This is a genomic window from Lysobacter sp. CA196 (assembly GCF_052078695.1).
Taxonomy (GTDB): domain Bacteria; phylum Pseudomonadota; class Gammaproteobacteria; order Xanthomonadales; family Xanthomonadaceae; genus Lysobacter.
The window spans coordinates 618,688-640,287 of record NZ_JBQJIN010000001.1; the positions used below are offsets into that span (position 1 = coordinate 618,688).

18 protein-coding genes and 5 tRNA genes are annotated in these 21,600 nt (G+C 65.7%); 6 read left to right on the top strand and 17 right to left on the bottom strand.

Translation table 11 applies throughout. The features are described 5' to 3' along the window. Window positions 1–670 precede the first annotated feature (670 nt). The 9 genes from ACTOWK_RS02525 to ACTOWK_RS02565 all read right to left on the bottom strand — a co-directional run bounded on the left by ACTOWK_RS02525 (window position 671) and on the right by ACTOWK_RS02565 (window position 6,490). Window positions 671–1,366 (bottom strand): DUF4145 domain-containing protein, encoded by a 696-nt coding sequence (locus ACTOWK_RS02525; RefSeq protein ID WP_441328607.1) that lies wholly within the window; start codon window positions 1,364–1,366, stop codon window positions 671–673. A 542-nt stretch (window positions 1,367–1,908) separates the two neighbouring features. Then, window positions 1,909–2,817 (bottom strand): hypothetical protein, encoded by a 909-nt coding sequence (locus tag ACTOWK_RS02530; RefSeq protein WP_441328608.1) that lies wholly within the window; start codon window positions 2,815–2,817, stop codon window positions 1,909–1,911. Then, window positions 2,817–3,116: a hypothetical protein gene (locus tag ACTOWK_RS02535; RefSeq protein ID WP_441328609.1), complete on the bottom strand. Its 300-nt coding sequence runs from the start codon at window positions 3,114–3,116 to the stop codon at window positions 2,817–2,819. The genes ACTOWK_RS02530 and ACTOWK_RS02535 overlap by 1 nt, the downstream gene beginning before the upstream one ends. Beyond that, entirely contained in the window at window positions 3,061–5,028 is a 1,968-nt protein-coding gene (locus ACTOWK_RS02540) for an XVIPCD domain-containing protein (RefSeq protein ID WP_441328610.1), read from the bottom strand. The genes ACTOWK_RS02535 and ACTOWK_RS02540 overlap by 56 nt, the downstream gene beginning before the upstream one ends. 420 nt (window positions 5,029–5,448) lie before the next feature. Next, window positions 5,449–5,534: transfer RNA gene (locus ACTOWK_RS02545), tRNA-Leu, on the bottom strand. A gap of 496 nt (window positions 5,535–6,030) precedes the next feature. Continuing rightward, window positions 6,031–6,106: transfer RNA gene (locus tag ACTOWK_RS02550), tRNA-Lys, on the bottom strand. Between the two features lie 52 nt (window positions 6,107–6,158). Further along, window positions 6,159–6,235 (bottom strand) — tRNA-His (locus ACTOWK_RS02555). A gap of 61 nt (window positions 6,236–6,296) precedes the next feature. Further along, a tRNA-Arg gene (locus tag ACTOWK_RS02560) sits at window positions 6,297–6,373 on the bottom strand. Between the two features lie 40 nt (window positions 6,374–6,413). After that, window positions 6,414–6,490: transfer RNA gene (locus tag ACTOWK_RS02565), tRNA-Pro, on the bottom strand. A gap of 185 nt (window positions 6,491–6,675) precedes the next feature. Between ACTOWK_RS02565 and ACTOWK_RS02570 the strand changes: the two genes are divergently transcribed. Further along, window positions 6,676–7,434, top strand: coding sequence for a Bax inhibitor-1/YccA family protein (locus tag ACTOWK_RS02570; protein ID WP_441328611.1), 759 nt, complete (start codon window positions 6,676–6,678; stop codon window positions 7,432–7,434). Between the two features lie 199 nt (window positions 7,435–7,633). Here the strand turns inward: ACTOWK_RS02570 and rsfS are convergent, their stop codons facing one another. The 7 genes from rsfS to ACTOWK_RS02605 form a co-directional block, all read right to left on the bottom strand. Beyond that, complete coding sequence (gene rsfS / locus ACTOWK_RS02575; RefSeq protein WP_036148873.1) at window positions 7,634–8,068, bottom strand: ribosome silencing factor; 435 nt, start codon at window positions 8,066–8,068, stop codon at window positions 7,634–7,636. Window positions 8,069–8,106: 38 nt separating this feature from the next. Further along, window positions 8,107–8,760 carry a nicotinate-nucleotide adenylyltransferase gene (nadD, locus tag ACTOWK_RS02580; protein ID WP_441328612.1) on the bottom strand — a complete coding sequence of 218 codons (654 nt, stop codon included), beginning with the start codon at window positions 8,758–8,760 and terminating at the stop codon, window positions 8,107–8,109. 10 nt (window positions 8,761–8,770) lie between these two features. Next, window positions 8,771–9,817: a DNA polymerase III subunit delta gene (gene holA / locus ACTOWK_RS02585; RefSeq protein ID WP_441328613.1), complete on the bottom strand. Its 1,047-nt coding sequence runs from the start codon at window positions 9,815–9,817 to the stop codon at window positions 8,771–8,773. 28 nt (window positions 9,818–9,845) lie between these two features. Beyond that, on the bottom strand, window positions 9,846–10,367 hold the full coding sequence (locus ACTOWK_RS02590) for an LPS-assembly lipoprotein LptE (RefSeq protein ID WP_057917448.1): 522 nt from the start codon (window positions 10,365–10,367) through the stop codon (window positions 9,846–9,848). Between the two features lie 150 nt (window positions 10,368–10,517). Continuing rightward, window positions 10,518–11,171, bottom strand: coding sequence for a glutathione S-transferase family protein (locus ACTOWK_RS02595; protein ID WP_441328614.1), 654 nt, complete (start codon window positions 11,169–11,171; stop codon window positions 10,518–10,520). Window positions 11,172–11,467: 296 nt separating this feature from the next. Next, the gene (gene leuS, locus ACTOWK_RS02600) at window positions 11,468–14,242 is read right to left on the bottom strand and encodes a leucine--tRNA ligase (RefSeq protein WP_441328615.1); all 2,775 of its coding nucleotides are present in this window, start codon (window positions 14,240–14,242) and stop codon (window positions 11,468–11,470) included. Between the two features lie 238 nt (window positions 14,243–14,480). Next, on the bottom strand, window positions 14,481–14,678 hold the full coding sequence (locus ACTOWK_RS02605) for a hypothetical protein (protein ID WP_031372497.1): 198 nt from the start codon (window positions 14,676–14,678) through the stop codon (window positions 14,481–14,483). Window positions 14,679–14,859: 181 nt separating this feature from the next. Between ACTOWK_RS02605 and ACTOWK_RS02610 the strand changes: the two genes are divergently transcribed. Next, window positions 14,860–16,161, top strand: a complete 1,302-nt coding sequence (locus ACTOWK_RS02610) for an amidohydrolase family protein (protein WP_441328616.1) — start codon at window positions 14,860–14,862, stop codon at window positions 16,159–16,161. 236 nt (window positions 16,162–16,397) lie between these two features. Continuing rightward, window positions 16,398–16,697 carry a hypothetical protein gene (locus ACTOWK_RS02615; RefSeq protein ID WP_441328617.1) on the top strand — a complete coding sequence of 100 codons (300 nt, stop codon included), beginning with the start codon at window positions 16,398–16,400 and terminating at the stop codon, window positions 16,695–16,697. 217 nt (window positions 16,698–16,914) lie between these two features. Here ACTOWK_RS02615 and ACTOWK_RS02620 read toward each other — a convergent pair whose 3' ends face one another. Next, complete coding sequence (locus ACTOWK_RS02620) at window positions 16,915–17,592, bottom strand: DUF998 domain-containing protein (protein ID WP_441328618.1); 678 nt, start codon at window positions 17,590–17,592, stop codon at window positions 16,915–16,917. Between the two features lie 100 nt (window positions 17,593–17,692). Here ACTOWK_RS02620 and ACTOWK_RS02625 point away from each other — a divergent pair, with 100 nt between their 5' ends. The 3 genes from ACTOWK_RS02625 (at window position 17,693) to ACTOWK_RS02635 (ending at window position 21,405) form a co-directional block, all read left to right on the top strand. Then, the gene (locus tag ACTOWK_RS02625) at window positions 17,693–18,562 is read left to right on the top strand and encodes a tetratricopeptide repeat protein (protein WP_441328619.1); all 870 of its coding nucleotides are present in this window, start codon (window positions 17,693–17,695) and stop codon (window positions 18,560–18,562) included. A gap of 124 nt (window positions 18,563–18,686) precedes the next feature. Further along, the gene (locus ACTOWK_RS02630; RefSeq protein WP_441328620.1) at window positions 18,687–19,163 is read left to right on the top strand and encodes a DUF4442 domain-containing protein; all 477 of its coding nucleotides are present in this window, start codon (window positions 18,687–18,689) and stop codon (window positions 19,161–19,163) included. A 217-nt stretch (window positions 19,164–19,380) separates the two neighbouring features. Next, on the top strand, window positions 19,381–21,405 hold the full coding sequence (locus tag ACTOWK_RS02635; protein ID WP_441328621.1) for a protein kinase domain-containing protein: 2,025 nt from the start codon (window positions 19,381–19,383) through the stop codon (window positions 21,403–21,405). Window positions 21,406–21,600 lie beyond the last annotated feature (195 nt).

Consider the following 21,600-nt stretch of genomic DNA (forward strand, 5'->3'; position numbering starts at 1 on the left):
TGGGAATAAAACGGGGCCCCTTGCCTGGGAAAAGCAGAAGCAAGATCAAAAGCTATCTTCTATTCTCAGTCTAAGACACACCCAGGCCTAGCTTAAGGCCTCCCCAGGCTCCCTCAAGCCTCCTAAAGACAACGCATCGGCTTTCGAAAGAGGGCCGTGCATTCGTTTGCCCAATGCGTCTCACGAACGGGATTAACCCAATAGCGGGACATGAACAACATGCAACGCTCCGACTTTATTGCTGATAAGCACGAGAAGCGATACGAAGGACAAGCCGACCTGGGCATTGCGCAATCCGGAGACGGCATTCGGTTCCGCGTTCGCGGACTCATCTAGGTCACCGGTTGCGCGAACTACCGGCGGATAACCGAACTGGTGAGCGCTATTCCGGGGTGCTCACATTGCAGTCCCGAACTTCGCCCCCCCGCCGCTAGCCGAGTCCCTCTGGTGCAACGCCCGCTGCGTTGCACCAGAGGGGATGCTAATCTCAATCGATATACCGACCTCGGCGACAACATCGCAGCTGGCCACGCAGTGAACAGAGGAAATGCTCGGCCGTCTAGATCTGCGAATGCAGAAGCAGAAAAGGATGAGTCGATACCAGAAGACTCTCGCTGCGCTCGTTTGAGCCATTAACACCTATGCGATTGAAGCCGTCGCATAGGGTTGCTCAAGGCGATCCGCCGCCGTCCTGGGCGGCTTTCGCGTCTCGCTGTTGAATTCCCGCAAGCGCCGAAGCGGGGAGGCTCGCATGAAGCTGAGCAATCTTCTTCGGCCTAGCGATTTGATCTTCCACGATGTAGTTAACCAGCTCGAACAAGTGGTTGGTGATTGCAGCAACGTCGCCGGCTGCAATCTGCCCGGGATGAACCGCGTTGTTTCCCACCACCCTAACAACGTCCAGCATTTGTTTGACTTGCGGATTGAGGCCTTTGCCGACCAAGCTCGCAATGTCGTCATTGATGTTCCTGCCCGACTCGCCGAGTTCGACACACAGCTTTTGAACGCAAAGCCGGAGGAGAGCCGCGGCAGCTCGCGGCGACGCACTGGCCACCGCGCGAGCCTCCTCAAAATCCACCGAGATGTTTGGCGGCATTTCTGGGTGCGGAGGGGCGGCCGTCAACTTGGCAGGATGAATTAACTCCCCTACCCAGTCGCTGTTCTCGTCCTTTCGTGTCCGCCATATCGCTTGCTCACTGCAGCAGGCACCGATAGAGACGTCAATATCCGCTTCATGAAACGCTTCGATATCGTCATCCGGGCGCCAGCCTTCTCTATAGAATCCGTAATGCCACTCCATGTGCGCGTACGCGCCGCAATGCGGACAATTAAACGCTGAGAGTCGGTACGACGGCGGAACTGTCATGCGCTCGCTCCTGATCCATGGATTACAACGCCACTTTAGGCCTTACGAATACTTGCCGCGAATTTCCGCGAGGGTATATAACAGTTTGGAACTCGTGCCCCCGATGGGTGCCCGTGTGTCCGCGCCAAGGCGCTTCGCACACCGCCCACGGGCTACAGGCTCCCTTGTGTCATCTGTCGTCGCAAGTCACCTACCCAAATTTAACATCGCCTTGGCTCTGGCGTATCTAATTTCACCGCCTTGTGGCTACGATATGTTCGATGCCTGCGAGAGATGCATCCCTTAAACCTCCAAGAACGCCTCAAAGTGGCGGAATCTCAGAGTCCGCCCGCATCCGTCGAATCGTGACCCTGACATTGGAGGCCAACCGGATAACCGCCCTCGACCTCTCCGGCGCCCTACTGTAAGGTCCGGCATCATCTTCAAATGGAGCAGCGCGTGGATGAGCGCCCCCCTTGCAACCGCCACTGCAGCACGTCAATTCCCTGCCCTGCGCAACCATTTTGATCACCCTCAAGAGCAGCAATGCGCCGTGAGCACTTCTAACGAAAATCCGGAAAGTCGCGCCTAAACCGAGTCTCTGTTTCGAGTACCAACGGATGCGCTGAGAGCCCTTCCAGATCACGAATCAGCGCCCATGGTGTATCGACTAGCAAATGGTCCGCGGCGAATTCCGGAAGCCCTTGGCGCCGCCGCAGTGCCTGTACGACGAGAAGCTCCGCCGGGAATATGGCGTCGAAGTTGTGATCGAACTCGTAGGTCACCTTGCTTGTCATGGGACGGCTACGGCTGATGTGGAACTCGGCAGCCGCCCTCATGGCCCCCTGGAATTCTTCGGCCTCGCCCGAACTCCATACCGTCAGGAGATCACTGTACTCAGGGGGTAACGGGTTCGCCGCCTCATAGTTCGATTCGATCTCAAATGCATCCGCAAGAAGACGGATTAAGAAAGCATCGTTCGAGCCATACCCCCAGCCCATACGAAACTGCTTTGCCGGGCGAACTCGCTGATCCTTTTCGGCGACCGCCACTAGAGCGTTCGCACAAATGGCGGCCAAGCCCCACTGCGACAACAGAGCTGGTCCAATCGCCATCATGCTCGACCAAAAGGGAAGCACCGGCTGATGCTCATGCGGCAGCGACCGTCCGACTTTAGAACGAAACTCCAGCGCCCGAAACTCAACAGCACGGTGGAATGCGGTCGGGAATGTGTCCACCGCACCGGAGGCCGCTGCGACACAGGCCTCCATTGCATAGGAGTTGCCAATCATTGGAATAGTCGTGGCCGCGGTACGCAAGATACCCGGCGCATCAAGCTCCGTGCGCAGCGCAGTCATATGCCGCGCGCGTTCGTCCTGCTCGACCATATTGGATTGCCACCAGCGCTCACAATCCTTGATTGTCTTCTTTAAGGACGGGCTCCACGCACTAGTCAACTTCTGATCCACCATTACCCCATCCTCGGCCCGCCGCGACCCGGCTCATCCTGGCCGCGTTGCAGACTCTCTTGCTGCGCCAACGCCTGCTGCTGTTGGAGTTGTTCGGTTTTCGCCAGATTCTGCTCCGCAGGCTCTTTCGACGCCTGCTCTACGTTCACACGGACATCGAAGTGAGGGCCGCGGTCGCCGTGCGGGGAGTACACCGCAAACGCTGTTTTCTCGCCAGTTCCGGGGGCAACCCCAATTGCAACACGGTCAATCTGTTTCGTGAGCGAATCTGCTGCATATGCCTTGAGCAGGGCCGCCGTCACGTTTTCTGCTTGCTGGGCATCGAGCCCACGGTCCGCAGCGATAGCGCCATGGATCTTCTTGTATTCCTCGCTGCCCCTTTAAGCGTGCAAATGTCGGCAGGGCGTCGCTTTCTCGTCCGTCGATCGCAGCCCACGGCGTCGATATCTTCTCATCGACCTTGAGTTTCAGAGAGCCCGGCTCGTTGCTGATATTGATCTGAACCCAGTGGGACTTGGCTGTCACCTTAAGTGTCACAGGGTCAACTATTTCGTTGAGCATGTTCTGGGCCGTTTCCTTCAAGCCCGGAATGGTGTTATGCCCAGCCCAATGCTGAATTCCGGCGGCGGCTCGATTGAGACGGGATTCGACGAAGTCCGCAGATGGCATACCTCTCTGTGCAACAGCCTGCCCAGTAGCCGACGTCTTGACCTCAAAGAATTCCAACTCCTTGCTTTGTGGGTGACGCCCCACGACGTCAATGCCGTGCCCCGACCTATTCTTGATCGAGATGATGTCGGTATAGCCCTGCTTGACCATGTCGTAGGTCTGTAAGGCCTCGCCAATGTCGCCCAGTTGCTTGGTACTCAGCGTCTTTAGATCGACGCCCTTGAGGCTATGGCCCATAGCCTGCTGAAAGTCGATTCTTCCTTGGAAGATCGTCTGGTCCAGCTTTGCAGCTTCGCCCAGCTCCTTCGGCGACAGCTGACCACTGCGCAAAAGACCCTCGACGTTGTCTGTAGCGTGGGCCGCCTTGATGATCGCTTCAAGATCGCCGTTTTCGCGAGCGTTGCGGACCAGGCCTTTTGCAAATTGCTCAGCGCCTTCCCCCAGGTCGCCACCTTTCTTCAGTCCCCGGCTCATGTCGCCGAGGGTCTCACCGACCTCTCGAAGAGCTTCCGCGGACTCGGCTGCGCGCACCGCATCATCGGTCAGGCCGCGGGCGCCCTTCGCCAGATCGCCGGCTCTGCCGAGCACTTGGATGTCGTGCGGAACACGCACGACTTCGCCCAGCTTCGACAGCTCGACGGCGTGCTCCGGGACGATCGCATCCAAAGCCTTCGCGGCTTTTCCGAACTTCGCCAGTGCTCCGCCGGGCACGAGATTGGCGACGATCTCTACCCCAACGACGCCCGCGGAGCCGCCCAGGTATTCGCTTTCCGCCCCGCGCGCCCAAGCCTCTTTGAAACCCTTTTCCCAACTCTCCATGGCATCGGAGGCTTTGCGCTGCGCGTCCGAGAGCGGCTTGCTGGGGTCATCGGCGACGTCGGCGGCGTACATCTTCGCCATGCCGACCATCATGTCGCGGTAGTTCTTATCGGTCGCCAGCCGATCCGCCATCTGGGCCAGGTCGACGAAATCGCCTAGCGTGCCGGCTGCGTGACTCGCCGCGCCCTTCACCAGACCGGTTTGGTATTGCGTCGTCCCGAGCAATGCGGACGCTGCGGCGGCTGCAGCGCGTTCGCCTGGTGGCGTCTGCGGGTCGTCCACGATGCCCCGAAGCTTGCGCTGTCCGGAGCCCATCAGATCGCTTAGGGCCTGATCCGCTTCCTTGATCCGCCTGACCGCCCCGTCTCGGGCTGCCGCAGCAGCCTCAGCCACGCGCTCGCCTTGCCGTTCGAGATACGAGTCGGTGATGTTGGCCGCGTCCAGAGCCTCGGCAAAGCGCCGCTTCTCCGCCGAGGTTTCCAGGCGCTCATCCACTGCGTCGAGGAAACTGTCGCGGCTACCTCTTAGTGCGGGACTGCGTTGAAGGTCGTTAACCAAGGCGGCGGCATCGACGCCCCCGACCTTCTGATTTCTGAGAATCAGGCGCTGAGCCTCGAAACCCAGCTGATCGACTCGACCTTGCGAGTCTGTTGATGCGAGTAGAGCCGCAATGTCGTGCGTGTCGGCTCGCCGATGCGAAGCAGCCATATGAATGTCCTTATTCAAGCCAGGGTTGCTGCTCAAGATTAGCAGCGCCCACAACCATGTGGGCTCGGTCCAACACCTCAAACGGCCGACACGTCCGGCCGACGACGCGTCCAAGACCAGAGGAAGCGTCCGCTGCGAACCCCAGCCAAGGAATAGACCGTGTTGCGCCATAGGCCGAGGGACGCCGCGGTAGCTCACCCTTCAAGCCAGCAACGGTTCGGAGCCCGCTCAGGAACATGTATCAAGCATGACCGAGACGGTCGGGGTTGCCGACCTGAACGGCAAAACTCGCGGCAGAAGCCTTGGACACTGCCTGATGCGGGCTTGGCTGGCTCAGGCGGGCGGCCGGTTTGGGCGGGGCTGGCCTGAAATCGGAGCCCGGCTGGATGTTTCGGCCATTGGTGCATGCACGGCGGGGCGGCTGCCGACCCGACTGCGTGGTGCGAAAGGCGGGACTCGAACCCGCACGGGGGTTACCCGCTGGAACCTAAATCCAGTGCGTCTACCAATTCCGCCACTTTCGCCCAGAGCCGGCATCGCGTGGATGCGGCCGGCGCATTCTAGCCTTCGCGCCGGAAAAAAGCGCCTGGCGGACACGCCCTGGCAGCCTTCGGCGGATGCGCCGGGACGGGCCACCGGTTCGGCTTCGAACTGGCGGTGGAAGCTCTGCGCTTTAGCGACGAAACCTTGCCCCTGCCCCGGCAGGGATCGCGGCGAGCGCCGGCGGCGGCATCAACCCCAACGACCGCAGCGGCACCGCGACCTTTGCGAACGCCAACGCCAACGTCGACATCAACATGGGTTATCGGACGGTGTCGCCGATCATCGAGCCGATCGGCAAGGTCACCGACTTCGTCGCGCATCCGCGCGACAGATTTCTTTGCCCACGTTGTTTTGCACGATGCGATCGTCGTAAGCCGCGTTCGAGCACCTATAGCTGCTCGCGAATGCCGGCGTTTGTCGCAAGAAAATCGCAGGCAAAGAAAAAGGCACCTGGATCGCTCCAAGTGCCTTTCGATTTGGTGGGCTGTCAAGGATTCGAACCTTGGACCTATTGATTAAGAGTCAACTGCTCTACCAACTGAGCTAACAGCCCGATGAAACTAGGTGCGGAACTATACAGAAAAAATCAGTACCGCACAACACCATGGGGTGGAAGACGGGATTTGAACCCGCGACCCCCGGAATCACAATCCGGTGCTCTAACCAACTGAGCTACATCCACCATAAACCTGCTACTGCAACCTGCGTTATTGAAACACGAACGCAGGTTTACGAAAACTTTTTGGCGCGCCCGGCGGGACTCGAACCCACAACCACCGGCTTAGAAGGCCGGTGCTCTATCCGGTTGAGCTACGGGCGCCAGATTACATCTTAACTGACGGCCGAGCTTGCTCGATGGATGGTCGGGGCAGAGGGATTCGAACCCACGACATCCAGCTCCCAAAGCTGGCGCTCTACCAGGCTGAGCTATACCCCGAGCCGGGACTCCCGCGACACGCCAAGACCGCGAAAGGCCGCATAGTGTGGGCGGCGCGTTGGCCTCTGTCAATCGTGTCTCGCGGGCACCGTATTGCCCTGCCCGAGCCTGCCCCGCTTGTGGGTTGTATGCTTCGGCCCCAGCTAGTATTCATCTCGAATTCGCGTTTTCCAAGGAGCAAGACCATGCGCAGCGGCAATCCCGCATTGAAGGACTCGACCTTCCTCGATCTCGGCACCGGCTCGGTCGTGCGCGGCGGCGACCAGGTGATGACCCTGAACGGTACGGTCAACAAGACCGGCGTGTTGTTGCTGCTGACCGTCATCACCGCGTCCTTCGCCTGGAGCCAGGTCCAGATCACCGAGCTCGGCGCGGTCGGCGCCGGCCCCTACGTCTGGGGCGGCGCGATCGGCGGCCTGATCCTGGCCCTGGTCACCACCTTCAAGAAGACCTGGGCGCCGGTCACCGCGCCGCTATACGCGCTGGTCGAGGGTTTCTTCCTCGGCGCGATCTCGTCGATCTTCGAGGCGAAGTTCCCGGGCATCGTGATCCAGGCGGTGATGCTGACCTTCGGCACGCTGTTCGCGCTGCTGTTCGCGTATCGCTCGGGCCTGATCAAGGCGACCGAAAACTTCAAGCTCGGCGTGGCCGCGGCGACCGGCGGCATCTTCCTGATCTACCTGGCCACCATGGTGCTGGGCCTGTTCAACATCAACATCCCCTACATCCACGAATCGGGCCTGATCGGCATCGGCTTCAGCCTGTTCGTGGTGGTGGTCGCGGCGATGAACCTGGTGCTCGATTTCGACTTCATCGAGACCGGCGTCGAGCAAGGCGCGCCGAAGTACATGGAGTGGTACGGCGCGTTCGGCCTGATGGTGACCTTGGTGTGGTTGTACATCGAGTTCCTGCGCCTGCTGTCGAAGCTGCAGTCGCGCAACTGATCCGGACGGCTCGTGTTTTGCAAAGGGCGCCTTCGGGCGCCCTTTTCTTTGCCTGGGTTTTGGAGCGCGTTACCGGGCCGCCCGCTCTCGCCCACCTTGCGGCTTGGAAGCGCCATGCAAGATGGTCCGGAAACGACGACGGCGCCCTCGGGCGCCGTCGTTGCATCGCTGCGAAACCTGTCGATCAGGCGCGGTCTTCTCAGAAGCGGTCTTCGTCGTCGGTCTCGAACTTGCCTTCGTAGCCTTCCGGCGGCGGCGGCTGGTCGCCGACGGTCCACAGGCGCTCGAGCGCGTAGAACTCGCGCACGCGCGGCAACATGACGTGGACGACGACATCGCCGAGATCGACCAGCACCCATTCGGCCTCGCGCTCGCCTTCGACGCCCAACGGCATGACGTCGAGGTTCTTGGCGAACTTGACGACTTCGTTGGCGATCGATTTGACGTGACGGGTCGAGGTGCCGGAGGCGATCACCATGTAATCGGTGACGCTGCTCTTGCCGCGCACATCGATTTCGACGACATCCTTGGCCTTGAGTTCTTCGACCGCGGCGTGGACCGTCTTGAGCAACAACGCGATCGGCGGCGGCGGGTTCGGCAGCTGGGTCTTGATGACTTGGGCTTGGCTGGTCAAGGGGAAATCGGCTCTGCGTGACGGGAAGTGTGCCGGGATTATACCGAAGCGCCGCGCAGGGCTCGCACGCCGTACAGACCATGGCGTTCTATATAGCCTGCGACGGCGGCCGGAACGTACTCGCGCCAGGGTTCTCCGGCGGCGATCAGCGAACGTACCTGGCTGGCCGATTCGGCATGGAGCGGCTGGTTCAAGCGGAAAAACCGCCCGGCCGGGGCCTGCCTGAGGGTTTCGACCTCGGCCGTCTCGCGGCCGGCTGCGAATGCGATGCGCTCGGCTTCGAGGGGGCTGCCGGGGCGCTCGGCGACGACGAAGTGGGCCAGGCCGAACAAAGCCTGCCACTCCTTCCACTGCGGCAGGTCGAGAAAACTATCGGCGCCGACCAGCAAGGCCAGCGGCTGCTCCGGGCCGACTTCGGCGCGGACCTCGCGCAGGGTCTCGACCGTGTAGGAGCGGCCCTCGCGACGCAGTTCGCGCCGGTCGACCATGAGTTCGTCCTCGCCGGCCACGGCCAGGTCGAGCATGCGCGCGCGGTGCTCGGCGCTGGCGCCGGGCAAGGCACGGTGCGGCGGATCGGCGGCCGGCATCAGGCGGACCTGCGCCCGCAGCGTGTCGCGCGCGGCGCGGGCGATCGCCAGATGGCCGTCGTGGATCGGATCGAAGGTGCCGCCGTAGAAGACCAGCAAGCCCATGGGCCGCGACTCAGGCGCCGGACACCGCGAGCAGGCGCAGTGCGCGCGGCTCGGCGACGGCCAGCAACAGGCGCTCCAGCGCGACCCAGGCATCGCCGCTCTCGCGGCCCTTGGCCATGCGGTCGACACGGCCGGCCTGGGCCAGCAAGGCCTCCCAGCGGCGGGCGTCGTGACGCTGCAGGGCGCGGCGGTACATGGGCTGCTTCGAGTCCCAGATCCGCTGCGCCTTGAATTCGGCGTTGATGTTGCCGCCGCGCGCGTTGACCCGCGCCAGGGCGGCGGTGCGCTGCAATTCCATCACCACCATGCCGAGCAAGGCCGGCACCGCCTCGCCTTCGGCGCGCAGGCCGGCGAGCATGCGCGAAACCTGCCCGCCCTGCCCGTTCATGGCCGCGTCGAGCACGCGGAACACGTCGAAGCGCGCGGCATCGGCGACCAGGGTCTGCATGCGTTCGAGATCGATGGTCTCGCCGTCGGACAACAAGGCGAGCTTGTCGACTTCCTGCGCGGCCGCGAGCAAATTGCCCTCGACGCGCTCGGCCAGACTCTGCACCGCGTCGCGGTCGGCACGCAGGCCGCGCGCGCGCAGGCGGCGCTCGATCCACTCCGGCAGTTCATGCGGCTTGATCGCCCAGGCCACGGCGATGTGGCCGACGCGGCCCACCGCCTCGCTCCATTTGCCGCCGTGCTGCTTGCTCCATTCGCCTGCGGTGATCAGCAGGTTGACGTCGTGCGGCGGGTCGGCGCAGAAATCCGAAATCACCTCGGCACCCTCTTTGCCCGGCTTGCCGCTGGGCAAGCGCAGCTCGATCAGGCGCCGGCTGGCGAACAGGCTCGGCGCGCAGAAGGCGCCGGACAAGGCGTTCCAGTCGGGTTCGCGCTGATTGCCTTCGGCCTCGTACACCTCGCGTTCGTCGATGCCCTGCTTGCGTGCGGCGGCGCGCACCGCATCGGCGGCTTCGAGCACGCGCAAGGGCTCGGGCCCGGCGATCAGGTAGACCGGCCGCAAGGCTTCGCTGTCGAGTTGGGCGAGCAGACGCTCGGGCGTCAGTTCCATGGCCGCCGACGCAGGCAGGTGACGAGGATCAACGCCGTTCGGTGACGGCGCCGATGCGGCGCAGCACCGCGGCGCTCATCTCGCGACGCATTTCGCGCATCAGGATTTCGCGTTCGCCTTCGGTACCGATCGCATTGACCGGGTTGGAGACGTAGTCGCGCGCCAGTTCGATGCTCTGGCGCGGCACCAGCGCGGTGCCGTCGGCCTTGCGCAGTTCGAAAGCCACCGCGTAGCGCAGGCTGTATTCCTGCACGCGGCCGAGTTCGTCGAGTGCGGCCGGGGTGTCGCCCCAGCGCTCCGACAACAGGTCGAGCACCGCCACTTCGCTGGAGTCGGCGGTCGCCGGCACCGCGCCGGCGCGGGTCAGCGCCTGGGCCAGGGATTCGGCGAGCGGGCTGTAGCGGTCGGCGGAGACCACCCGCACCGGACCTAGGTCCGGCGGCAGGGTCAGCGCCTGGCGTAACTGGAAACCGCAGGCCGACAGGGCCAGCACGAGGACGGCCAGCGAGGTGCGGGCAGTCGCGCGGAGAAAGGGGGTGCGAGGCGTCATGGGGCGAAGTCTGGACGAGGCGGCTTCGGGCATCAATAGGAAGCCTGAACCGCATTGGCGCCGAAGCGGTCGCAGCCGGCGCTGCGTCTGCGACCGCGTTCGGTAGGTGCGGTAATGGGCGGCGCGCCGATCCGGCGACGCCGGCGGCGCTCAGTAACCGATCGCGTGCCCGGCGAACAGCGCCTGCGGCGTCCGTGCGCCCGGCAGAGCCATCAGCCGCTCGAGCCAAGCCTGCACCGCCGGCCAGCGTTCCGGCCAGGTGCGCATCGCGAACCCGGCCGCTTCGGCCCAGGGCTCGACGGTGAAGAACAGATAGCCGCTGCAGGCGACGTCGGCGATGGTCGGCGCCTCGCCGGCCAGCCACGGCGTCCGGCTCAGCTGCGCCTGGAGGCGATCGAGATCGGCGAGCGAGCGGCGGTCGTACCAGGCCAACACCGCCGGATCGTAGTTGCCGAACTGACGACCGTAGCGCGAGTGAGCGACGTTGAGGCTGACCCGGTTGGCTTCCCACGACAGCCATTCGCGCACATGCAGGCGTTGTTCGACGGTGTCGCCGTCGAGGGCGCCGGCGCGGGTCGCCAGGTAGTCCAGGATCACGTTCGACTGGCACAGCACCAGCTCATCGATGCGCAGCACCGGCACCTCACCGTGCGCGGCGAGCTCGCGGAACTCCTGCGAACGCTGCTCGCGCGGGCTGCGGATGTCGACGTGGCGCTGCTCGAAGTCGATGCCGAGCAGGCGCAGCGCCAGCGCGACCTTGTAGCTGAAACCGGAGTCGGGGTGGCAGTAGAGGATGGGGGGCATGGGGGACGGGTTCGAGGGAGCTGGAAGGTAAGAGCTGAAAGCCAAGAGCTAAGAGCAAATCCCCCCTACCCCCCCTTTTCCAAAGGGGGGAACAGTAACAGCGGGGACGACGACCACGGCTACGGCTACGACCACGACCACGGCTGCGGCCACGGCTGCGGCGACGATTGCAGTTGCAAGGACAACGACACGACCACCCGACCGCCCTCCCCTTTGGTGAGGGGAGCCAGGGGGGATTTGCTGTTGCTGTTGCTGTTGCTCTTCGCTCTTACCAGCCCTGCCCCGCCACGCCGGATTCAGCTCGCGACGATGTTGACGATCTTGCCCGGCACCACGATCACTTTACGCACGGTCAGGCCTTCCATGAACTTGACCACGTTCGGTTCGGCCAAGGCCAAACGCTCGGCGTCTTCCTTGGCGACGTTGACCGGCACTTCGATGGTGCCGCGCAGTTTGCCGTTGACCTGCACCGCCAGGGTCACCGCGTCGCGCTGCAGCGCCGAGACGTCGACCGCCGGGAACGGCAGGTCTTCGAGCAGGGTTTCCTCGTGCCCCAGTACCTGCCACAGCGCATGACTGGCGTGCGGGGTGATCGGGTTGAGCAGCAGCACGATCGCCGCCAGCGCTTCCTGACGCAGGGCGCGGCCGTTATCGCTGGCATCGTCGAACTTGCCCAGGTGATTGAGCAGTTCCATGACCGCGGCGATCGCGGTGTTGAAGCTGTGGCGGCGGCCGTAGTCGTCGCCGACCTTCTGGATGCACTCGTGCAACTGCCTGCGCAGGGTCTTCTGCGCGGCATCGAGGGCGGACAGGTCGAGCGCCGGCGCGGCACCGTCGCCTGCGTGCTTGTGAACCATGGTCCACAGGCGGCGCAGGAAGCGCGCCATGCCTTCGACGCCGGCTTCGTTCCACTCCAGCGACTGGTCCGGCGGCGCGGCGAACATCGAGAACAGGCGCACGGTGTCGGCGCCGAACTTGCCGACCATCAGCTGCGGGTCGACGCCGTTGTTCTTCGACTTCGACATCTTCTCGGTGCCGCCGATCTGCACCGGCTGGCCGTCGGCCTTGAGCGCGGCGCCGGTGATGCGGCCGCGTTCGTCGCGCACGATCTCGACATCGGCCGGATTGATCCAGTCCTTCGAGCCATCGCCGTTGTCGCGATAGAAAGTGTCGGCGATGACCATGCCCTGGGTCAGCAGATTGGTCGCCGGCTCGTCGCTGTTCACCAGGCCCTGGTCGCGCAGCAGCTTGTGATAGAAGCGGAAATACATCAGGTGCAGGATCGCGTGCTCGATGCCGCCGATGTACTGGTCGACCGGCAGCCAGTAGTTGGCGCGGCCGTCGACCTGCTCGGAGGCGCCCGGCGAGGTGTAGCGCGCGTAGTACCAGCTCGACTCCATGAAGGTGTCGAAAGTGTCGGTTTCGCGTTCGGCCGCGCCGCCGCAGTTCGGGCAGGTGGTCTTGCGCCACTGCGGATCGGACTTGATCGGCGAAGCCACGCCGCTGAATTCCACGTCCTCGGGCAGCACCACCGGCAACTGCTCTTCCGGCACCGGCACGTCGCCGCAGCTCGGGCACAGGATCACCGGGATCGGGCAGCCCCAGTAACGCTGGCGGCTCACGCCCCAATCGCGCAGACGGTAATTGACCCGGCGCGCGCCGCGGCCTTCGCCTTCGAGTTTGGTCGCCAGCGCGTCGAGCGCCTGCTGGAAGTCCAGGCCGTCGTAATCGCCGGAATTGACCAGCCAACCGCGCTCGGTCCAGGCGCCCTGCTCGTCGATGCCGTGCTGGAACTCCTCGACCACCTGCACTGCGGCGGTGGTGCCGTAGACGTCCACCGAGGCCGCGCCGCCGAGGGCGCTGCGCATCGGGTCCTTGTGCTGGGTGGCGATGTCCTCGCCGATCTCGGCCAGCGCGTCGCGCACCGCGTCGGGCACGATCACGGTCTTGATCGGCAGTTGATAGCGCTTGGCGAATTCCCAGTCGCGCTGGTCGTGGCCGGGCACGGCCATGACCGCGCCGGTGCCGTAGTTCATCAGCACGAAGTTGGCGACGAACACCGGCAGCTCATCGCCGGTGATCGGATGAATCGCGCGCAGGCCGGTGTCGCGGCCGCGCTTTTCCTGGGTTTCCAGTTCGGCTTCGGACACGCCGCCCTGGCGCAGCTCGGCGATGAACTCGGCCAGGTCGGTGTCGCTTTGCGCGGCGAGCGCGGCCAGCGGATGCTCGGCGGCGATCGATACGAAAGTCACGCCCATCAAGGTGTCGGGACGGGTGCTGAACACGCTCATCGGTTCGACCGCGGCGCCGTTCTCGTCGCGCACCTCGAAGCGGATCTCCAGGCCTTCGCTGCGGCCGATCCAGTTGCGCTGCATGGTCTTGACCGCTTCCGGCCAGCCCGGCAGCGTGTCCAGGCCGTCGAGCAGTTCCTGGGCGTAGTCGGTGATCTTGAGGAACCACTGCGGGATTTCGCGCTTCTCGACCGGCGCGCCGGTGCGCCAGCCGCGGCCGTCGATGACCTGCTCGTTGGCGAGCACGGTCTGGTCGACCGGGTCCCAGTTGACCACCGAGTTCTTGCGGTAGGCCAGGCCCTGCTTCATCAATCGCACGAACATGCGCTGCTCGTGGACGTAGTAGCCCGGCGTGCAGGTGGCGAATTCGCGCGACCAGTCGATGGCATAGCCCATGGTCTTGAGCTGCGCCTTCATGTGGGCGATGTTGGCGTAGGTCCACTTGGCCGGCGCGGTCTTGTTCTTGATCGCGGCGTTCTCGGCCGGCAGGCCGAACGCGTCCCAGCCCATCGGCTGCAGCACGTTATGGCCGGTCATGCGCTTGTAGCGCGAGATCACGTCGCCGATGGTGTAGTTGCGCACATGGCCCATGTGCAGCGCGCCCGAGGGGTACGGCAGCATCGACAGGCAGTAGTACTTGGGCTTGTCCGACGTTTCGTCGACCTCGAACGCGCGGGTATCGTCCCAATAGCGCTGGGCGGCGGTTTCGACGCTGCTCGGGTCGAAAGCCTTGGTTTCACTCTTGGGGTCGTGCGGGGCGTGGGGGACGTCGGTAGACACAGGCGGGCATGAGCGGAAGGACAGGACCGGCAAGCCTACCGCAGCGCACCAAGGCCCGCCATGCGCGGGCCGCCGCGAACGGCGCCCCGGACCGGCCCGCAAGGCCCCGGCGGACGACACCACGCGGCCGGCACGTGTGTCCGGCCCAGCCACGAAGAAGGCCGGCCCTCGCGGACCGGCCTTCGCTTTCATGCATGGAACCGGGGCGCAGCGCCTGCGTGCAGGCGCCCGCATGCGCTCAAACGCACTCGAACGCGACGACCTGCCCCTTCTCGTTGTAGATCGGACGGACGGTTTTCCCCATCGGGCAGAACTTCGGCAGATTGCCGATGACCCCGCCCCGGGTGCGATCGGGAGCCGGTGCGGTGCGGACATCGGTGGCCTGGACGGCCCCGGACAACAGTACGGCGGCGAGCAACAGCGACAGCTTGATCATGACGGTCGACTCGTTCTGGACGAACCGGATGGATGCCGACGAAGGGCCTGTACGGCCGATGCGGGCCTCCGGTCCGGCCGGCCCGCATCGGCCCCCAACTTGCAGTCAAGCATGACCCTTGGCAACGGTGCGCGGCCGAATCGGCCGCTAAGATCGGCCAACTTCGTCCCGGAATCCGCATATGACCCGCCTCGCCGTCGCCGTCATCGCCGTCCTGTCCGCCGCCCCGGCCTACGCCGCCCCCACCGCCGCGGCCGAACCGATGGCGCTGCAATGCGGCCGCTTGTTCGACGCGCGCAGCGGCAAACTGCTGGAATCGCGCACCGTGGTGGTGCGCGACGGCAAGGTCGAGCAGGTCCTCGACGGCCGCGCCGAGGCGCCGGGTGCGCGCACGGTCGACCTGTCCGGCCACACCTGCACGCCGGGCTGGACCGACCTGCACGTGCACCTGGGCGACCAGTCCAGCCCGAAGAGCTACGAGGAAGACTTCCGCCTCGACCCGGTCGATTTCGCCTTCCGCTCGGTCGGCTACGCCAACAAGACCCTGATGGCCGGCTTCACCAGCGTGCGCGACCTCGGCGGCGAAGTGAGCCCGCACCTGCGCGACGCGATCAACCAGGGCCTGGTCGCCGGCCCGCGCATCTGGGCCGCGGGCAAGTCGATCGCCACCACCGGCGGCCACGCCGACCCGACCAACGGCTACAACGCCACGCTCTCGCATCTGCTCGGCCCGCCCGGCCCGACCGAGGGCGTGATCAATTCGGTCGACGAAGCGCGCCAGGCGGTTCGGCAGCGTTACAAGGACGGCAGCGACGTGATCAAGATCACCGCCACCGGCGGCGTGCTGTCCTATGCCAAGTCCGGCGACGCGCCGCAGTTCACCGTCGACGAGGTCAAGGCCATCGTCGACGCCGCCAAGGACTACGGTTACCGCGTCGCCGCGCATGCGCACGGCACCGAGGGCATGAAGCGCGCGGTGCTCGGCGGAGTGACTTCGATCGAGCACGGCACCTACATGACCGACGAAGTCATGTCGCTGATGAAGCAGAAAGGCACCTGGTACGTGCCGACGATCTATGCCGGACGCTTCGTCGCCGACAAGGCCAAGATCGACGGTTACTTCCCCGAAGTGGTGCGCCCGAAAGCGGCGCGGATCGGCTCGCTGATCCAGTCGACCGCGGCCAAGGCCTACAAGAGCGGGGTCAAGATCGCCTTCGGCACCGACATGGGCGTCGGCCCGCACGGCGACAACGCGCGCGAATTCCTCTACATGGTCGAAGCCGGCATTCCCGCCGCGGTGGCCCTGCAAGCCGCGACGATCCGCGCCGCCGAAGTACTCGGCGTCGACGACCAGGGCGTGATCGAAGCCGGCAAGCGCGCCGACATCGTCGCCGTGCCGGGCAATCCGCTGGAAGACATCAACGCGGTGATGAAGGTCGATTTCGTGATGAAGGACGGCCAAGTCTTCAAGCAGGCCCTGTAAGCGCCGTGCCGCGTCGGCGTTCGCAGCCCGCTCCCGCCGCAGTTCACAGAAAAGCCGCCTGTGCGCCGCGCACGGCGGCAGCGCCGCCATGCCCGTGAACTGAGTCACGGCGGGCCCGCCGCATGCGTGGCATAAGCATGGTGCCGGCCCAGCATCCGGCACAGGAGATTCAAAAGCCGCAGTACATCGAGGCCGCTCGCGCCTCCCGGCCCACGCCACATTGAAAAGGAGTTCGAATGAAATCGTTCTTGCTCATCGCCGCCGTCTGCGCGGCCGCACTCGGCAGCATGCTCTCGACGACCCAGGCCTTGGCGGGGCCGCTGTGCCCGGAATGCTTCTATCCCTATCGCGCCTGCATCCGCGCTGCGGTCACGCCGGAAGACCAACTGATCTGCGAGGCCGTCTACGACGAGTGCCGCGCGAACTATTGCGAGTTCACCGCCACCGCGAACGATGCGCTGCTGCCGCGCGAGCGCGAACAGGCCACACCGGTCAACACCGCGCGCATCGTCGATACGCGGCAAAGCGCGCGCTGAGTCCTTCGCCGCGCGTCCTCGGAAACTCCGAGGCCGCGCGCTCCAGGACCGCCGTCGCCGCAGCAAGGTCGGCCGCGGACATCGCGTCCGCGGCAGGCGCCGATACGATCGACCTTGCTGCGGCGTCGGCATCCATCATCGGAACGAATGCGCGCGACGCGCATTCGCGGCGGTCTGCGCAGCATCGAAGCCGCACCCGCCGCTCGGACCTCGCCTGTCAGTTGGCGGGTCGCTCGCTGCGCGCCGTCGCGACATAGGCGATCAGCCAGACCAGCAAGGCGAGACGTTGCGCGATGGGCGCCGGCAACACGCCCGTGTCGGCGCCGAGCACCGCGACCAGCACCAGCGCACCCGACAGCACCTCGACCGAGATCAGGCCGCGCCACGCCGGCAGGCCGCGCGCACCGATCGCGAGCAAGGCCGCGCCGGCCACGAAGGCCAGCCACCACAGCATCCACGCGGTCGCATGCAGACGGCTGGCTTGTGCATCCAGGTCGGTCGGATCGAGCGAGACCCCGCCCTGCGCCGCCCAGGCCAGGGCCGACAGGCACCACAGCCAGGCGCCGATGCGCGCCATCGCGCCGCCGCTGCGCAGGCGCTCGCGCAGACGCCACGCCACCACTGCCAACAACAGCCCGGGCACCACGAAGCCGAGCAGGTTGAAGGCGGCCGCATGGGCGATGCCGTCGGCGCCGAGCAGACCCGGCGGATGCAAGCGATGCGAATAGCCCTCCAGCGCCGCGCCGAAACCAAGCAAGGCGCCGAGGCAGCACAAGGCCGCCGCCAACGCGAGCGCCTGCATGCGGTCGCGGCCTATGCTTGTGCCGGTGTTGCCTGCGCCGCTGTCGGCCGCGGCCGCCGCCGGGCCGGTGTTCGATTTCGATGAGCGCTTCATCGCGCCATGCTAGCGTGCGCACCCGCGGCGCGCGCTTGCCTTGCGCCCGATCGCCCCCACTTCGGGTTCCAACCCGCGCACCACGCAGACGAGCCAGACGATGACCGCAACCGCCAAGCCCCACGTCTTCGACGCCACCGCCGATCGCTTCCAGGAAGAGGTGCTGCAGAAGTCCCTGCAGGTGCCGGTCCTGATCGATTTCTGGGCCGAATGGTGCCAGCCGTGCAAGACCCTGGGCCCGATCCTGGAAAAGCTGGCGGCCGACTACAACGGCGCTTTCGAGCTGGCCAAGGTCGACGTCGAGGCCGAGCAGCAGCTCGGTGCCGCGTTCCAGATCCGCTCGATCCCGACCGTGTTCCTGGTCAAGGGCGGCCAGTTGGTCGACGGCTTCGCCGAAGCCCTGCCGGAAAGCGCGGTGCGCGAATTCCTCAAGCACCACGGCATCGAGCCGGCCGAGGCCGCACCGGTCGAAGAAGCCGTCGCCGAGCCCGCCGCGGCCGACCCGCACGATGAAGTGGTGCGCCTGCGCCACGAAGTCGCCGAGCAGCCCGACAAGGCCGAACTCAAGCTCGACCTGGCCCTGGCCCTGCTCGCCACCGGTGCCGCCCAGGAATCGGAGCAGTTGCTCGACGCCCTGCCGGCCAACCTCGCCACCGACGACCGCAGCCTGCGCGCCCGCGCCCGCCTCGGCTTCCTCGCCGTGAGCAAGGACGCGCCGCCGGTGCAGACGCTGGAGGCCGCCATCGCCGCCCAGCCCGAAGACCTGCAGGCCCGCTACCTGCTCGGCGCGCGCCTGCTCGCCGGCGGCCACGACCAGGCCGCCCTCGAACAGTTCATCGAGCTTCTGCGCCGCGACCGCGCCTACCAGGACGGCTTGCCGCGCAAGGCTTTGATCGACGCCTTCAAGGTGGTCGAAGACCAGGACCTGGTCGGCCAGTACCGCCGCAAGATGGCCTCGCTGCTGTTCTGACTTGGCCGGCAGCCTCGGCATACGGCCTGCATACGGCCGGCCTGCCGGGGCCGCCAGCCGAGGCGAAGGCTTGACTATACGCATCCGTATGGCAGGCTAGGCCGGCCTTCGCCACCGTTGCCCCATGAAAGCCAACACCCTGCGACACGGCCTCAATCTGTGGCCGCCGTTCCTGTTTTCCGGCATCCACGTCGCCGCGATCGCCCCGGATTACCGCCAGGCCACGGTCGAGCTGCGCATGCGCCCCTGGAACCGCAACTACGTCGGCACCCATTTCGGCGGCAGTCTGTTCTCGATGACCGACCCGTTCTGGATGCTGTTGGCGATGAACGCCCTCGGCCGCGAGTACATCGTCTGGGATCGCGCCGGCTCGATCGAATTCGTCAAACCCGGGCGCGGCACCGTGCGCGCCGAATTCCGTCTCGACGACGCGGTGCTCGACGAGCTGCGCACGGCCACCGCCGGCGGCGACAAATACCTGCGCTGGTTCGACACCGACGTGGTCGACGCCGGCGGCGAAGTAGTCGCCAAGATCCGCAAACAACTGTACGTGCGGCGCAAGCGCGACAAACCCGGCTCGGGAAGCGCCGAAACCGGCTGATCCCCGCACCATTCCGCCCGCTGCGCGGACGTATGGTGCGATTCGCGCCCCGCGATTGTTGACCGATTGCTCATCTCCAAGCGGATCGAATGCGGCGCCAGTGGACCAAGGTCCAGCGTCCTCTCTACTTGTCATGGCGGGCCGGCAAGAAGCACACTAGCCGCTTACGCGGGCACTGCGACAGCGTATGCTGTGCAGTCGCGACACGGGGCCGCGAATGTCGATCACCACAACGCAATCCGATGAACCCAGCGCGCCGATGCCGGAGATTCCCGGCTATCGACTGCGCCAGATCATCAACCACGGCGGCTTGTCCACGGTCTACCTGGGCGAGCAAATCGCGCTTGGCCGCGAAGTCGCCATCAAGATCATGCTGCCGCACGCGCTGGCCGACGAAGTCAGCCGCCGCCGCTTCGAGAACGAAGTCCGCACGATCGCGCGCCTGGAACATCCGCACGTCGTCGGTATCCACGAAGTCGGCCGCACCCGCGAGGGCCTGCCCTACTACGCCATGCCGTTCCTGCCGCGCGGCCACCTGGGCAAGCGCATCGAGCAGGGTTTCGCGCGCGGCGAAGCCGAGGTCATTTCCATCATCGAGCCGCTGCTGTCGGCGCTCGAATACGCTCACTCGCGAGGCGTCGTCCATCGCGACGTCAAGGCCGAGAACGTCCTGTTCGACATCACCGAGCGGCCGCTGCTGGCCGACTTCGGCATCGCGCTGCGCCGCGGTTTCGGCGCGCGCATGACCGCAACCGGCCTCGCCGTGGGCAGCACCGCCTACATGGCGCCGGAGCAGGCGCGCGGCGAAGAAGTCGACGGCCGCGCCGACCTCTACAGCCTCGGCGTGCTGTGCTGGGAAATGTTGACCGGCCGCTTGCCGTTCGAAGCGCAGGATGCGTTGTCGATGGCGGTCATGCACGCGCAGAACCCGATTCCGAAACTGCCGCCGCCGCTCAAGCACTGGCAGCGTTTCATGAACCGCGCCCTGGCCAAGCAGCCCGACCAGCGTTTCAGCGACGCCGCCGAAATGGCCGCGGCGGTCAGCGAGATCAAGCACCGCGGCGAACTCTCGCGTTTCGGCCGGGTGGCCGCGCAGCTGCGTCCGCTCAAGCGCTGGGTAACCCCGGCCTGGGCCGGCCTGGCGGTGGTCGCGATCGCCGTGGTCAGCATCGCCTTCGCCCTCAACCGGGTCGAGAAGGACGGCTTCTTCCGCGCCGAACTGCCCAGCGCCAACAAGAGCGGTGCGGCCCGGATCGACAACGACCCTACCCAGGCGATGATGGCGCCGCTGCCGCAGGCGCCGCTGCAGGAGTCGCTGCAGAACGCCCGTACCTACATCACCCAGGGCCGCCTGGCCTCGCCGGCCGACGCCAATGCCTACAACAGCCTGCTCACCGCCTGGCATCTCGACAGCACCAGTCCCGAGGTCGGCGTGGTGGTCGGCGAACTCACCCAGGCCTTCGCCGACGAGATGGCGCGCGACCTGCGCGAAGGACGCGACCAGCGTGCGCGCGAGCACCTGGTCAACGCCACCGCGCTCGGCCAGCAGACCGGCACCGCCGACTCGGCCGCACAACGCAGCCTGCGCGAGAAAGCCGCGCAAGCCTTGGAAACCCGCCTGGAACAGGCCGCACATCGCGGCGACGGCGCCGACGCCGGGCGGGTGATCGCGCTGGCCGACGAATTCGGCCTGCCGCGCACCGTTTCCACCCGTTTGATTGCGCAAGCGCGCGGCGTTGCAGGCGACGGCACGGTCGCGCGCGGCGTGGCCACGGTCGGCGCGGCCGCGCCGGCCAGCAGCGTCGCAGTGAGTTTCAACCCGCGTCCGGTCAGTCGCGGCGAGTACGCACGCTTCGTCGGCGCCAATCAGCGCGCACCGGCGCTGTGCCGTGAGCGCGCGTCCTTGCTGCGGGTGATCGCGCCGAAGGATTGGAAGGCGCCGGGCTTCGACCAGACCGAGACCGAACCGGTGGTCTGCGTGTCGACCGCCGACGCCGAGGCTTATGCACGCTGGTACAGCCAGCAGACCGGCCGCCACTATCGCCTGCCGACCGCCGACGAAGCCCAGCGCATGTCCGGCGGCAGCGGTCGCGCGCTGTCGATCTGGTCCGGCGATTGCGGCCGCAGTTGCCAACAGCGCCAGGTCGGCGGCAGCTCCTGGCGCAGCGGCTCGGCCCTGCGCCCGCTCAGCGCCACCCGCGGCTACGACGACGTCGGCTTCCGCTTGGTGCGCGAACGCTAAGCCGCTCGGGCTGAGGGGCGGCGATCGTCGCGACCTGAAGCGAAATCCCTCGCGCCAGCTAGTCGCACCCGACCTCGAACGACATCGGGCACCGCCCCCTTTGCAAAGGGGGCGAATTTTCGAGGGGCGACTTTCGAGCGGGGCACACCATCGGAGGTATATCGTCCCCCCCTTTGAAAAAGGGGGCGAACTTTC

Bases quoted from the DNA above. Each gene is read 5' to 3' on its own strand.
- ACTOWK_RS02525 (WP_441328607.1), bottom strand. From the start codon at position 1,366: ATGACAGTTCCGCCGTCGTACCGACTCTCAGCGTTTAATTGTCCGCAT.
- ACTOWK_RS02530 (WP_441328608.1), bottom strand. From the start codon at position 2,817: ATGGTGGATCAGAAGTTGACTAGTGCGTGGAGCCCGTCCTTAAAGAAG.
- ACTOWK_RS02570 (WP_441328611.1), top strand. From the start codon at position 6,676: ATGCGCAGCGGCAATCCCGCATTGAAGGACTCGACCTTCCTCGATCTC.
- nadD (WP_441328612.1), bottom strand. From the start codon at position 8,760: ATGGGCTTGCTGGTCTTCTACGGCGGCACCTTCGATCCGATCCACGAC.
- holA (WP_441328613.1), bottom strand. From the start codon at position 9,817: ATGGAACTGACGCCCGAGCGTCTGCTCGCCCAACTCGACAGCGAAGCC.
- ACTOWK_RS02590 (WP_057917448.1), bottom strand. From the start codon at position 10,367: ATGACGCCTCGCACCCCCTTTCTCCGCGCGACTGCCCGCACCTCGCTG.
- ACTOWK_RS02595 (WP_441328614.1), bottom strand. From the start codon at position 11,171: ATGCCCCCCATCCTCTACTGCCACCCCGACTCCGGTTTCAGCTACAAG.
- ACTOWK_RS02605 (WP_031372497.1), bottom strand. From the start codon at position 14,678: ATGATCAAGCTGTCGCTGTTGCTCGCCGCCGTACTGTTGTCCGGGGCC.
- ACTOWK_RS02610 (WP_441328616.1), top strand. From the start codon at position 14,860: ATGACCCGCCTCGCCGTCGCCGTCATCGCCGTCCTGTCCGCCGCCCCG.
- ACTOWK_RS02615 (WP_441328617.1), top strand. From the start codon at position 16,398: ATGAAATCGTTCTTGCTCATCGCCGCCGTCTGCGCGGCCGCACTCGGC.
- ACTOWK_RS02620 (WP_441328618.1), bottom strand. From the start codon at position 17,592: ATGAAGCGCTCATCGAAATCGAACACCGGCCCGGCGGCGGCCGCGGCC.
- ACTOWK_RS02625 (WP_441328619.1), top strand. From the start codon at position 17,693: ATGACCGCAACCGCCAAGCCCCACGTCTTCGACGCCACCGCCGATCGC.
- ACTOWK_RS02630 (WP_441328620.1), top strand. From the start codon at position 18,687: ATGAAAGCCAACACCCTGCGACACGGCCTCAATCTGTGGCCGCCGTTC.
- ACTOWK_RS02635 (WP_441328621.1), top strand. From the start codon at position 19,381: ATGTCGATCACCACAACGCAATCCGATGAACCCAGCGCGCCGATGCCG.